Consider the following 14,105-nt stretch of genomic DNA (forward strand, 5'->3'; position numbering starts at 1 on the left):
AGAACCCTGTAAATCAATATCTTAGTTTTTGGAATTAGTATTTTACCCAAGTCACGCTGCGACCAATCACTGAAACACCTACATAGCCACGTAAGGTGAGGCGCTTACCGTTAGCGCTTAAACGAGCTTTGCCTTTATAAACTTTACCGCCAATTGGGTCTAAAACATGACCTTGGTTAAATTCACGTGGGTTTTTAGCATCTTGTTTAAAGCCCCAAATAAATGGCAAGCCAATAAAAGGCTTGTTCTTTAAGTTACCTGGACAATTGCTACAAATCACCATTTTTTCTGCACCCGGAATATTACGGGTTTCCACGATAATGCCTTCATAAGTGCCATCTGGCTTTTTGCGAATTTCGACATCGGCACGTGAATAACCTGTGCGATCATCAATGGTTTTCCATTTACCGACCAGTAGATCGCTTTCTGCAAAGCCAACACTTGAGAGGGTTGTTAAAACGAAACCCGCAAAAATCCCTCTGAAATTTATTTTCATGAACAGCATCCCCAAAATTGTTATTTTAAAAAATAGAGTAAAAATTCTATTTCGGGTTTTATAGCAAGAATGTAATAAACAAGCAAATTGAGCAGTGTGAGATGTCAGGCAGGAAAAGATATAAGTGTTATGGAGTTGGTAATTTAAATCTAATCATTCCGATAAAAGTGTGCAGAACACAGCTTTTATCGCATTGGTGAGGAATAAAATCAGTATTTCACCCACGTCATTTTGCGGCTGGCATTGGTGGCAAGGTCTACATTATAAAGGGTTAAATGTTTGCCATTGCTGCTTAAACGTGCACGAGTTTTATATTGTTTACCTGTGCGCGGGTCTAAATAGTCACCTTCATAAAATTCAATTTGATTGCTTGGCGTAGCTTTTAAGTGACTTAATGGCACAAAACCTAACAGTGGCTTATCTTTATTTTTACCCGTACAGAGTGTGCAATTTTCCAAACGCGGTGCGCCAGGAACCGCACGTAGTTCTATAATCGTAGCGGCATACGCACCTTGTTTATCTTTACTCATGACTACGTCAGACAATGAAAAACCTGTGCGGTAGTCTAATGTTTTCCATTTGCCCAAAAGTGGGTCTGCATTGGCTGCATAAGCTAAACTTGAACAGCAAATCGCGCTGATGAATGCTAAACGAGAAAAGAACAGGGTGTTCATAAAATCAATATCCCAGAGAAGAAGCAGCCTAAAATATATAAAGGCATAAAAAAAATATGGGATTATTTATACCCAATTTACGCGGTATTTTCTAGTAATTGCATGAAAGTTTTGTGAAATTAATCACATGAAAAGTAATAAAATAATAGGTTTTGACGATGGTCATCACGTAAATAAAAAATGAGCAGAATGTACTGCTCATTTTTGATGAATTTTCAGCATTGCATCACATATTAATCATGGTATTCACCATGCCATTTAACTGAGATGTTCTCCAAATAAACCTAAGGCTTCTTCGGCACTAAAGCTATATTGTGTGCTGCAGAATTGACAATCCATAGTAATAGGGTTCTGATGTTCCAAAGTTTCACGTACCGCAGCAACACCAATTTGCATTAAGGCATTGGCACAGCGCTCTTTGGAGCAAGTGCAACCAAAACGTAAGGCTTCCACTTCAGGCAAACGCACTTGTTCTTCATTGTATAAACGGTACAAAATTTCATTGACGTCTAAATCAGTCAATTCTTCCGCTTTTAAGGTTTCAGTCAGCATGGTCACACGCGGCCATAAATCTTCATCGACCCGTTGTTGTTCTTCTTCACTGTTACGCGGCAACAATTGAATCAGCAAACCGCCCGCACGTTCGGCATTGCTTGCCAACACAATACGAGTTGGAATTTGTGCCGATAAGTCGTAATACTGCATTAAACATTCAGCTAAATTGGCTTTGTCCAAAGGCACAATACCTTGATAACGCTCACCAAATTCAGGCTCGATATTAATAAACAGTACAGGACTGACCAAACTTTTCAGGACGGTACTGCTGTCTTCAGCGCTTAAAAAGCGCGGGTCTTGTTCGTAGTCTGCCAACGCACGCACTTCACCCAAGTGGTTACATTCCGCCATGGCCCATTTAAATGTGCCAGATGCCTGAATTTGTAAGCTAATACGCCCTTTAATTTTTAGGGTACTGGCCAGTAGGGCAGTGGCGCAAAGCATTTCTCCCAACAACACTTGTACCGCAGGCACATAATCACGTTGTTTCAAAATGGTTTGCAAAGCTTCTTCGAGATGAACTACTTCACCACGAACAGGGCTATCTTCAATAAAAAAGCGTTGGCGTAAATCAGACATAAAATTCTCCATAACCCTGTTTTAATGGTGGCAATATTGTAAAACACAAGTCAGTTTGCTGCATCACGTGTTACATCAATATGACTGCTATGCAAGCCGCGTTTTAAATCGACACCCAAGGGCATTTCACGGTTTTGTGCATCACTTTCAAACAGGTGTTCCAGTTCTGCCAAAGCGTTACGATGGGTTTCATATACTTTTTGTTCATCGGTATAAATGTGCTGCTGTTGTGCCAAGAGTTGTTCATCATAATCACGGAACAACTCAATGCTTTTATAGGCATCTTTTTCATTAATGCCCAAATCGCGCAAAGCCTGATAGGCCATGCCTAAAGAGGATAAATACGTTTCACGCCAAATATAGGTAACGCCTAAATCGCGCAATAAGTGCACATGATGACGATCACGAGCGCGTACCAGTAATTTTAGCGCTGGATAATTCAGGCGAATATGCCGTGCCACGTTCATTGAGTCTTCAATATCATCAATGGCTAGAATAAAGATTTTGGCATGCTCGATGCCTGCGGCACGTAAAATTTCAGGTTGAGTGGCATCGCCATAATAGACTTTACCGCCGTAATTCCGCACAAAATCAATTTTATCCATATTGCTGTCGATGGCAGTAAAGTGCAGATGCTGCAAGTACGCCACACGGGCAATAATTTGTCCAAAACGACCAAAACCCGCAATAATCATGGGGTGATGTGTATCGGGAATTTCGTCATATTCAGGCGATTTTTCACGTTCTAAGCGAGGAATAATTTGACTGCTCATCAACCAATATAAAATTGGGGTCAACACCATCGACAAAGTCACAATTAAGGTCAGTGGTTGCAGCATGGCCTGGCTGAGCACACTTTCACTTTGTGCGACACTGAGCACCACAAAGGCAAACTCACCGCCTTGTGCCAAGCAAGTCGCCAACAACAAACTATTGCGCCAAGAATATTGGAAATAACGGGCAATGGCCGTGAGGCTAATCAGTTTGATGAGCAGGAGCAGCAATGCACCGCCTACAATCAGCCAAGGGGTATTCATTAAGATTGCCAGTTCGGTGCTCATCCCGACGGTCATAAAAAATAAGCCTAGCAATAAGCCTTTGAATGGGGCAATACTGGCTTCTAACTCATGTCTAAATTCGGAATCTGCCAACAATACGCCTGTTAAAAATGCACCTAAGGTGGTGCTAATGCCCAGCACATCCATAATGCTGACCACGCCAAGTACAATGAATAAACCGACAGCAGTGATCAGTTCATGTGCGCCACTTTTAGCCACAAAACGAAAAAATGGACGCATGAGATAACGGCTAAATAAGAACAAACCGCTAAAGGTCGCCATGATTGCAGCAAAATAAGCAATGCTATGATGAGTCGATTCTGCACCTGCTAACATGGGAATGATGGCAATTAAAGGAATGGCGGCAATATCTTGAAACAGCAGAATGGAAAAGGATTGTTGTCCATAACTGCTGTTGAGTTGCTGCTTTTCTTGCAACATTTGTAGCACAAAGGCTGTAGAGGAAAGTGCCAGTGCAAAACCTATCACCACACTTGAGGCAATGCCTTGCTGTAAGGCAAAAAAAGCCAAGATTGCAAGTAGAATACCCGTGATGCTGACCTGTAAACTACCCAAAACAAAAATGGGCTTGCGCATTTCCCACAGCCGTTGTGGACGCAGTTCTAAGCCAATAATAAACATCAGGAACACCACACCATATTCTGCCAGTTCCTGAATATCATCGGGGTCGCTGGCAATATTGAATACGCTAGGCCCTAGCAAAATGCCTGTAAACAAATAGCCCAATACGGTCGCAATACCAAAGCGTTTTAGTAAGGGAACCAAAACCAATGAAGCGCCTAGAAAAATGGTTATTTGTAACAATAAGGACATGTGGTCATCCAAAGTTTAAAGCGGTGGATTATTGAAATAAGTGCTGATACAGCTAAGTTTCAATTTACAGTATTAGCTAAATTCTTGCGGATCTATATCTAAACTTAGTTTCATGCTGGATGGCTTTTCATGCAACATATTTTGCCACCAGTTCCTGATATAAAAATGTAAGCGTGCCCGATCTTTAGACAACAACACCATGTGTGCATGGAAACGTCCTGCTTTACGTTCCATTGGCGCAGGAATCGGCCCCCAAATTTCAATTAATTGTTCTGAATGTTCTCTAAGCCATTGTGCATGTTGTTGTAAAAATTGCTGGTTTAATTCCTGACTTTTAGATTCACAGCGAATCAAAGCACTGTAACGATAAGGCGGTAATTGTGCAGCTTTGCGTTCTTTTAAACTTTGTTTGGCGAACTTGCGGTAATCTCCCTCGACCAATGTGGTGAGAAGTGGATGATCAGGACGCACACTTTGCAAATAAACATCACCTTTATGCTCACCACGCCCTGCACGTCCCGCCACTTGCACAATCAGTTGAGCCGTGCGTTCAGGTGCGCGAATATCCACACTAAGTAAGCCTGAATCAATATCTAAAATTGCCACCAATGTCACATACGGAAAATGATGCCCTTTGGCCAGCATTTGCGTGCCCAATAAAATCAGTGGTTCGCTGCGTTGAATACGGTCATAAATTTTTTGCCAACTGCCAACACGACTGGTTGAGTCACGATCTACCCGAATCACATCTACATTGGGAAACAGCTCGTTTAAACTGTCTTCGACTTTGGCAGTGCCCATGCCAATTGGTTTGAGTTCTGCATGGTTGCAGGCAGGGCATTGCTCAGGTTTACGATGAATCGTACCGCAGTGGTGGCAATGCAAATGTGTATAAGGTTGATGATGCAAGGTAAAGTTGGCATCACAATTCGGGCATTTGGCTTGCCATGCACAGCTCTCACAAATCAATACGGGTGCATAGCCGCGTCGGTTTAAAAACACCAAAACTTGTTCTTTTTTAGCCAAGCGTTTTTTGATTTCATCAATCAATTGTTGGCTAATACCGTGCTGTTTTTTGGCAATTTTTAAATCAATCAGGTGGATTTTGGGCATGAGTGCCGTGCCCGCGCGTTGATTTAATTCCAGACATTGCATTTTGCCTTGATCGACTAGTGCATAGCTGTCAATGCTTGGAGTTGCCGAACCTAAAATAACAGGGCAATTTTCCAGATGGGCACGATAGAGCGCAACATCACGGGCATGGTAGCGAAAACCTTCCTGCTGTTTAAAAGACAGGTCGTGTTCTTCATCTAAAATAATCAAGCCTAAATTTGGCAATGGGGTATAAATCGCAGAACGTGTACCTAAAATAATCGAGGCTTTGCCCGTTTGTGCGGCTTGCCACGCCTGCAAACGCTTGGAATCATTTAAACCTGAATGTAAGAGGGCGATGTGGCAGTGAAAACGCGATTGGAAACGGCTAATGGTTTGTGGCGTTAGACCAATTTCAGGTACTAACACCAACACTTGTTTGCCCTGTTTTAGTACCTCATGCATGATGTGTAAGTACACTTCAGTTTTACCGCTACCCGTTAAACCATCCAGTAAAAATGCCTTATATTGCTGCCGTACTTTAAGTACGCTGTCGATGGCTTTTTTCTGATCTGGATTAGGGGTTAAAGGCATTTGCGCCAAAGTCACTGGCATTGGGCTAAAATCTTGGGCTTCCAAAACACATGCGCAAATTTCTTTATTCGCCAAGGCTTTTAGGGTTGCTGTTTCAATGCCTGCCAAATTTAAAATATTTTCAGAAGTTCCCGAAGGATGCAGCTTTAAAATTTTATAGGCTTCTTGTTGTTTTTCTGAGCGTGTAATTTTAGCTTCGGCATGTGCATCCAACAATTTCCAAGTACGTGCCAATAAATTATAGGGTTTGGCTTGGCGCAATAAGCTAGGTAAGGCACTTTGCATCACTTCACCAATCGGGAATTGATAATATTGTGCCGACCATGTCAACAAAGTTAAAACTTTAGGGTCTAAAATCGCTTGCTCATCTAACAGTTCGCTAATGGCTTTGAGTTTAAAACGTGGATCAATTGGGGTGTCGAGTGCCAGTTTTTCGACAATAATTCCGACCAAGTTTTGCCGACCAAAAGAAACCAAGACCCGCGCGCCCACTTCTGCTTGCTGATATTGTGCTGCACTGAGCATATAATCGAAGCAGTCGTAAAGATATACGGGTACAGCCACTCGAATACGATAAACAGGCTGTGGGTCTAAAGTGGAATCTGGCATAGAAAAAGTCGTATCGTCCTGTGAAAAATGGCTTCGTGCTCGACTTTGGCATGTGTTAGAGTGAGCACAGAATTTATATCTAAGAATATGAATGATTTTAGTGGTCAGACGCAACTGCGTTGCAAGAAATTTTGGAAAATTAGAGCATTACAATGCCAGCATATCAATTTACTGCCATTGACGCTTCAGGGAAGCAGCAAAAAGGTGTTTTAGAGGGTGATTCTGCACGACAAATCCGTCAGCAATTACGTGACAAAGAATGGATTCCTGTCAGTGTCGATACCGTTGAACAAAAAGATAAACACAGTGGCAAACAATGGTTTCAGAAAAAAATCACCGCCTATGATTTGGCTTTGCTGACCCGTCAGTTATCGGTTTTGGTGGCTGCTGCGATTCCTTTGGAAGAAGCCGTTCGCGCTGTGGGTAAACAAAGTGAAAAAGCCCATGTGCAAAATTTGCTGATGTCGGTGCGTTCCAAAGTTTTGGAAGGTTATTCACTGGCCAATGCTTTACAACAATCGGGGCGTTTTCCAGACTTATATATTGCCACCATTGCCGCAGGCGAGCGTTCGGGGCATTTGGATTTAATTCTGGAACAATTGGCAGATTACACCGAAAACCGCTTTGCCATGCAGAAAAAAATTCAAGGGGCGATGATTTATCCCATCATTTTAATGCTGATGTCTTTTGCGATTGTGATGGGTTTAATGACTTATGTCGTACCCGATATTGTTAAAACCTTTGATCAGAGCAAAGATGCCTTGCCGTGGATCACCGTGGCATTAATGAAAGCCAGTGATTTTATTCGTGTTGCATGGCCGTTTTTACTGGTGGCTTCTGTGGTGGGGGTATTGTTGTTGGTGCGTTTTTTACGCACCACCGCAGGGCATTATGCCTTTGACCGTTTAACCTTAAAGTTGCCGTTATTTGCAAAATTATCACGTGGGATTAATGCCGCGCGTTTTGCCAGTACCTTGTCTATTTTGACTCAGTCGGGTGTGCCTTTGGTGGATGCGCTAAATATTGGTGCTGCGGTCAGTAACAACTGGGTCATTCGTGATGCGGTCAATTTGGCGGCAGAAAAAGTCACTGAAGGTGGTAACTTGGCGACGCAATTAGAGCGCAGTGGTTATTTCCCACCGATGATGGTACAAATGATCAAAAGTGGTGAAGCCTCGGGCGAGTTAGACCGTATGCTGTCACGTGCTTCAGACATGCAAGACCGTGAAGTGACCACACTGATTTCTACCCTGTTGGCATTATTAGAACCGTTGATGTTGGTACTGATGGCGAGTATTGTACTGGTGATTGTGATTGCGGTAATGCTGCCAATTGTGAATATGAACAATATGATTTAAATCGTTTTGAAGCATCGTTCTTCAAACAGAATCTAAAATAAATGTCGAATTGATATAAATAAATGAGAGAGATTGAATGAAACAGAAGCAACCGAGTAAACAGTCTGGTTTTACCCTGATTGAAGTCATGGTGGTGATTGTAATTTTAGGTGTGTTGGCGGCTTTAATCGTACCGAACGTAATGGGACGTGGTGAAAAAGCCAAAGTAGATACTACGGTTATTACTTTAAAAGGTGTGGCTGGCGCACTCGATCAATACAAACTCGATAATCAAAAATATCCTTCAATGCAAGACGGTGGTTTAGATGCCTTGGTGAATCAGCCTGCTTCGGCTAAAAACTGGTTGCCAGGCGGTTATGTGAAAGGGGGCTATCCGAAAGACAGTTGGGATAATGACATCCAATATGTGATTCCGGGTTCAGAAGGTCGTCCATTTGATTTATATTCTTTTGGTGCAGATGGTCAGCAGGGTGGTGAAGGTACCGATGCCGACATTTATTATCAGCCTTAATAGAAGATGAGTTGAGTCTATATATTGATTCAGTGAACTCCAAAAAAAACCGAGCGCTTAATGCTCGGTTTTTTTATGAATGGTTATTTCTAGCCGCTATTGAACAGTACTATTAACGACGTGATTTAAACGACACATCCACCTGACGTGGTCGATAAATCCACCCCATAATTAACAACAGCAATGAGAAAATCAGCACAGGCCAATCGCTGAGTTGGGTATACAGTGTTTGACCTTGCATGGCAGGCAGATCACCACGCAGCACAAATTCCTGATCCATTGGCGCTTGTTTGACAATATGCCCATGATGGTCAATAAATGCGGTCACACCTGTATTGGTGGCACGAACAAACCAGCGTCCATTTTCTTTGGCGCGCATTTGTACCATTTGTAAATGTTGCAATGGCCCTGCAGTACCCGTAAACCAAGCATCATTGGATACTGTTACCAAAAAGTCACTTTGGCTAGCATTGCGGCGGGTCAGGTTCGGATAAGCCACCTCATAACAAATGGCTGCCCCCAAATGATGCTGTTTAATTGCAAGCGGTTTTTGCTCAGACGCTCCACGTGAAAAACCACTCATGGATGGGTCATTTTGCATCGCAGGTAGTACCCAACTCAGTAAGCCTGAAAGCGGAATATATTCACCAAAAGGCACCAGACGCTGCTTTTTATACAAGCCTTCAGCCGCATCTCCCGTTGCCATAATGCTGTTGTAATACATTGGATGTTGCTGCACTTGTGATTCAGGCAAGTCCCAATACGGAATACCTGTCACCCACGAACTGCCCGTTTTTTCAGCCTGTGTTTTCATGGCATCCAAAAACGGTTCAATATCGGTCTGGAACATTGGAATGGATGATTCAGGCCAAACAATAATGTCGCGTCCCCATTCAGTTCGGGTCAAGCGGGTATAAATTTCCAAGGTCTTAATTTGGTATTCGGTTAGCCACTTTAAGTCTTGAGGAATGTTGCCTTGAATCAGAGAAACCGAGAGTGGCTTTTCAGATTTTGCAGTTACAAAACTGAGTTGTGCTGCACCCCATGCACCCAAAAGTAAAATTGCCGATGGAATCAGCCAGAAGATACGCTTTTTAAGGACTTCAACCAACGCACAGGCCAGCAAGATGACCACAAAAGACACCCCGAAAATACCAAACAACGGTGCATAGCTATCCAAAAAGCGTTCGGTGAAGGCATAACCTGCAAACAGCCATGGAAAACCTGTAAAGACCCAAGTTTTCGCCCATTCAAAAAATACCCATAGCGGTGCAAAAGTCAGTGGTGTTTCAGGGAAAAACCGACGATATAACCACGTTTGTACGGCAGTAAACAAACCCATCAACAGCGCCATAATGACAATCATCAGCACGCTTAAAAAGGCATTGGTGTCGCCATAGACGTGAATGGATGTATAGAGCCAAAATGCTCCGACAAACCACAACCCAATCCCGTAAGACCAACCAATCAAAAAGGCCTGTTTCGGGGTGCGTTTGCTTAAAGTCGCATACAGCAAAGCAGGTGAAAGTAAGGCAATCCACCAGTAATGATAGGGAGCAAGTGCCAAACTAAACACTGCACCTGCCAATAGGGCAATGATTAATGGATAAATTAAGGGCAGTTGTTGATGTTCTGCAGGATTAGACAGCTTGGAAAAAAAAGTCCTCATTGACGTACGGCTCGAATCAGATGAATAGTGCGGGCATCTGCTTCAAGAATGGTAAACTCCCAGTTGCCAATCACAATCACTTGTCCTTGCAAATCACTCACCAAACCAATTTCCTGAAGCAATAAACCGCCCACAGTTTCTACTTCATCGTCAGAAAAATCTGCATCTAAAACATTATTAAAATGTTCGATTGGTGTAAGTGCTTGTACTAACCAAGTATTTGCCGTTTTTGGGTCGTGATCGGGGATGATGTATTCTGCTTCTTCGTCAATATTGTCGTGTTCATCTTCAATTTCACCGACAATTTCTTCTAAAATATCTTCTAAAGTAACCAAGCCCGAAGTGGTGCCATACTCATCAATCACCACTGCAATATGGGTTTGGGTGTTTTTGAGCATACGCAATACTTGGTCTGAACGAGCACTTTCAGGCACAAATAACGGCTGACGCATTAAGGCGCGAATATCGACTTTGGTTCTTTGTTCGGTCAGTAAAGGCAATAAATCTTTTGCCAATAAAATCCCCACCACGTTGTCGGGTTGGTCAGATGAGAACACAGGAAAACGTGAATGTGCCGATTCGACCAGTACATGCAAAATGTCGAGTAGCTCATCATCTTCTTGTAAGCTAATCATGGCGGTACGTGGGGTCATGACTTCACGGATTTTGGTGGCAGGTAAATCCAGAACACCTTCGAGCATTGCCACCGTATCGGGTTCTAAAAAACGACGTGAATCTTGTACTAATTTTAGCAATTCATCGCGGGTTTCTGGTGCAGTGCCTAACCATTTTCTTAGGCCACGCATACCCCACGATGGGCCTGATTCCTCGTGCATGATCTTTCCTAAAGACTCTTTATATCTAAAAAACTTAGCTTAATCATACCTTAGAAAATACAGTTGTCTATTGCTAATCTTGGGAGAAAATGACGGCAATTACGTCACGAGATGTGTTGCTGTGCGTAGCGGGAACACATAAAACAAGGCTGCGCTTTATGCTAAACTAGCCCGATGTTTTAATATCGAGTCTGTGCATGTCTGAACTTCCTGTCACACCTAGTATTCAACTGAATACCCGCGGTTTGCGTTGCCCTGAACCTGTGATGATGCTGCATCAAGCCATTCGCAAATCTAAGTCTGGCGATGTGGTTGAAGTGTTTGCAACTGACAATTCGACGTCTTGGGATATTCCAAAATTTTGCATGCATTTGGGGCATGAGTTGTTATTGCAAGAAGAACGCTTAGATGAGCAAGGCAATAAAGAATTTCATTATTTGGTGAAAAAAGGCTAATAGGCAAAAATTAGCCTCAGCACTTTTAGAACACTATAATTTAAACACGATAAAATAGTCATGTGATCCATATAGGCATATTTCATTTGCAATTCATGCAAGTTGAAATATGCCTTTTGTGTTTTTAGCCATGACGTTCAACTTTATTTTTAATTTTTCATCAATTTTGCATCAATCCCACCTGCTTCACAGTTTGAGTTAAAAAATGGCGAAACGATCCACGAGTTGCGTTATCTGCTACACATTTTTTAAGGGACTTTTCAACTTTTCTGCATTTATAGGGCAAGTTGTGTGCTTGTGCAAAATCTAACAAAGCTCTGTGTGTTGTATAAGAAATAATTTTTAGAGTGTGAGTTTAGTCTATTGTTTAATTATTGATTTTTAACAAAATTATTTTAAATATTTTTTAATATATGGAAAAATTAGCCTATAATGCGATCAGTTTATTGAGTTCGATTGCAGAACATTTGGGGATAAAATTAAGCAGATTTGGGGTTTTGCTTGGTTTGAATGTTATATGGCAGTGTTTATGTTTTATAAGGCTGAAAAAGCTGATTAAGCTGTCGCATTAAAGTAGTCAAGTTAAGAAAAATAATTTTGGGGGGCTTAACTGATTGTCTTTATCTTAAAAAAATATGCCATTTAGACTGAGCAAAATCTGCTTAATTTTTTACGTGATCAATCATCTATAAATCTTGCGTTATCATCATTTTGATTGAGTACGGTATGATTTTAGATAAAAAGCAAAACTTTTCTTTAAAGCCACTGAGTGTGGCGTGTTTATTGGCCATGAGTATCTCAGGCTGTTCATCGGGTTCAGGCTCTCAGTCAAGCACGGTTCAAGTCACTGATGTGTTGGGGGCAGAAAATGTCAGCCAAGAAGATCAACCGACTACAAATGAAGGCATTGGCAGCGGAGTAGAGCAACCTATCGCACCATCTGCACCCATTACCGATCAACCTCCTGTGAATTTAGAGCTAGATCATGGCGATGTATCATCCAATGGTGGTGGTTTGAGTGGTGGCAGTACAGATCATGGCAATACATCACCAACTGAAGATTCACTTTTAGACAGCAATGATGCTGTACCTAGCGATGATGCTACCGTTTTAGAAAATAATGATGTCAATCAGCCTGATACGATACCTACACTTGAATCACCTCCGTCAGAAGTAGAGCAACCAGTCGATGTGGTAGCTCCACCTGCAGTAGAGCCTGCTTTAACCGACACCGTTTTGGTCGATAGTGCAATTCAAGATATTGAAGTACCACAAGATACATCTGAAGTTGAGATGGGTAGTACGATTCAAGAACTTGAACCCTCACAAAACACTTTAGAAGTCGAAACAGGCAGTGCATTTCTTGAAAGGAAGGCAATTTAACCATCACAGGCAACTATTCGATGCAGATTGCTGCAGATCAGCAGCAACATGCGGGTTTTAAAGCACGTTTTGGCAATTTGCTGACGGTAACGGGAACCGCCAATTTGGCAGGGACTTTGAACCTGTTTGATGAAGTGCCACTTGATCAGCCACTTATTACTGCACAAGGTTCACAAACTACCGTATTACGTGCGCAACAAGGCGTACAGCGTGAGTTCGATGCTTATCGCTCAAGCAATCCATTATTTGAGTTGACACAAGTTAGTTATCGTCCTGAACTGAATGCAACGGGCGAGCTTGTACGTGCGGCAGATACAATCAATACCGATGTGGTGATTACGGCAAAGCGTAAATCGACTGAAACGGTGGCGGCTCTTGCTGCTGAACTTGAAGGACGTACTCAGGTTGCCCGTAATTTAGATGTAGTTTTAGCAAGTCTTGATCAGAAACAACAGTTAGAAACGCTGGAAGATGCTGAAAAAGTTTTTTCCAATCGCTTATTTAACAATTTTGCTCAAACTATACGTTATAGCAATGCTGCTGAAAGTACAGTTTCTACGCAGGCATTGAATCAACTGTTTCATCAACTTGATCCAAGTTTTTATGCCAATACCGTTTTAAATGTCGCAGAAGAAAGCAGCAAGCAAGAACGTCAGTTTGCACAGCGTTTGGCAACCGCACAACCCAAACAGCTTTGGTTTTCGGGTGATTACCAAAGTTATGATATGGATTATGTCGGCTTAAATAGTGAGCGCCGTAGTCATCATCAAGGTGTTGGTGTGGCAACAAAACTGGCAGGGATGACCTTGGCAGCGCAGGCCGATTTCAGTCAACTGAACTTAGATGATGCCGTACAAACAGGCTCAAAAAATAGCAGTCAGAGCAAAGCCTATGCACTAACTATGGGGACAGCACAGCAGCTTAATCGTGATTTAAGTGTCGCGGCATGGTTAAAAGGCATGCAGGTGGATGTTGACGCGCAGCGTGGTCATGCTCAAGCACAAAAAATACAGTTTGATGGACAAATGTATGCCGCAGGTTTGCGTCTAGATTATAGCTATCCACTCAGTCAAAAAATGCAGATTCAACCGTATTTAGACGCTTCGTTCCAACATTATGTTCATGCCGAACAAACTCAGCAGGATGGTGTCAACAGCTTAGATGATTTGGTGATGCAGCGCTGGAATTTTGGTGCAGGTTTGCAAGCCAATTACCAGTTGAATCCAGCATGGCAATTGCAAGGCAGCTTGTATTACAGCCAACCGATTCAGGAAAAAGCATATTTAGATACCCATTATGTAGGCACAGCGGAGAAACTGAAGTTTGATGCATGGCGCCGATCAAGGTCAATATCATGCTGCCTTAGGTTCACAACTTCACTTTGGACAACATAGTTTTATCA

General features: G+C 42.4%; 12 protein-coding genes. 5 read left to right on the forward strand and 7 right to left on the reverse strand.

Features of this window, described 5'->3' with window-relative positions:
- Positions 1-34: 34 nt before the first annotated feature.
- The 5 genes from F947_RS11775 to F947_RS11795 form a co-directional block, all read right to left on the reverse strand.
- Complete coding sequence (locus tag F947_RS11775) at positions 35-496, reverse strand: DUF2147 domain-containing protein (protein ID WP_004975935.1); 462 nt, start codon at positions 494-496, stop codon at positions 35-37.
- Positions 497-705: 209 nt separating this feature from the next.
- On the reverse strand, positions 706-1,170 hold the full coding sequence (locus tag F947_RS11780) for a DUF2147 domain-containing protein (RefSeq protein WP_004975938.1): 465 nt from the start codon (positions 1,168-1,170) through the stop codon (positions 706-708).
- A 258-nt stretch (positions 1,171-1,428) separates the two neighbouring features.
- On the reverse strand, positions 1,429-2,304 hold the full coding sequence (gene hslO / locus F947_RS11785) for an Hsp33 family molecular chaperone HslO (RefSeq protein ID WP_004975941.1): 876 nt from the start codon (positions 2,302-2,304) through the stop codon (positions 1,429-1,431).
- 50 nt (positions 2,305-2,354) lie between these two features.
- Positions 2,355-4,196, reverse strand: a complete 1,842-nt coding sequence (locus F947_RS11790) for a monovalent cation:proton antiporter-2 (CPA2) family protein (protein WP_004975943.1) — start codon at positions 4,194-4,196, stop codon at positions 2,355-2,357.
- 72 nt (positions 4,197-4,268) lie between these two features.
- Positions 4,269-6,491 (reverse strand): primosomal protein N', encoded by a 2,223-nt coding sequence (locus F947_RS11795; RefSeq protein ID WP_004975947.1) that lies wholly within the window; start codon positions 6,489-6,491, stop codon positions 4,269-4,271.
- 152 nt (positions 6,492-6,643) lie between these two features.
- Between F947_RS11795 and gspF the strand changes: the two genes are divergently transcribed.
- Both gspF and gspG read left to right on the forward strand, forming a co-directional pair.
- The gene (gspF, locus tag F947_RS11800; RefSeq protein WP_004975948.1) at positions 6,644-7,849 is read left to right on the forward strand and encodes a type II secretion system inner membrane protein GspF; all 1,206 of its coding nucleotides are present in this window, start codon (positions 6,644-6,646) and stop codon (positions 7,847-7,849) included.
- Positions 7,850-7,925: 76 nt separating this feature from the next.
- Positions 7,926-8,360: a type II secretion system major pseudopilin GspG gene (gene gspG, locus F947_RS11805; RefSeq protein WP_004975950.1), complete on the forward strand. Its 435-nt coding sequence runs from the start codon at positions 7,926-7,928 to the stop codon at positions 8,358-8,360.
- A 112-nt stretch (positions 8,361-8,472) separates the two neighbouring features.
- Here gspG and lnt read toward each other — a convergent pair whose 3' ends face one another.
- Positions 8,473-10,029, reverse strand: coding sequence for an apolipoprotein N-acyltransferase (gene lnt / locus F947_RS11810; protein ID WP_004975952.1), 1,557 nt, complete (start codon positions 10,027-10,029; stop codon positions 8,473-8,475).
- Complete coding sequence (locus F947_RS11815) at positions 10,026-10,865, reverse strand: CBS domain-containing protein (protein WP_004975954.1); 840 nt, start codon at positions 10,863-10,865, stop codon at positions 10,026-10,028. The genes lnt and F947_RS11815 overlap by 4 nt, the downstream gene beginning before the upstream one ends.
- 197 nt (positions 10,866-11,062) lie before the next feature.
- On the opposite strand from F947_RS11815, the gene tusA reads away from it, so the two are divergent.
- The 3 genes from tusA to F947_RS11830 all read left to right on the forward strand — a co-directional run bounded on the left by tusA (position 11,063) and on the right by F947_RS11830 (position 14,097).
- On the forward strand, positions 11,063-11,320 hold the full coding sequence (tusA, locus tag F947_RS11820) for a sulfurtransferase TusA (RefSeq protein ID WP_004975955.1): 258 nt from the start codon (positions 11,063-11,065) through the stop codon (positions 11,318-11,320).
- A 726-nt stretch (positions 11,321-12,046) separates the two neighbouring features.
- Positions 12,047-12,703 (forward strand): hypothetical protein, encoded by a 657-nt coding sequence (locus F947_RS11825; protein ID WP_004975959.1) that lies wholly within the window; start codon positions 12,047-12,049, stop codon positions 12,701-12,703.
- Positions 12,704-12,723: 20 nt separating this feature from the next.
- On the forward strand, positions 12,724-14,097 hold the full coding sequence (locus F947_RS11830; RefSeq protein ID WP_004975961.1) for an autotransporter outer membrane beta-barrel domain-containing protein: 1,374 nt from the start codon (positions 12,724-12,726) through the stop codon (positions 14,095-14,097).
- Positions 14,098-14,105 lie beyond the last annotated feature (8 nt).

Source organism: Acinetobacter towneri DSM 14962 = CIP 107472 (genome assembly GCF_000368785.1).
Classification (GTDB): Bacteria; Pseudomonadota; Gammaproteobacteria; order Pseudomonadales; family Moraxellaceae; genus Acinetobacter; species Acinetobacter towneri.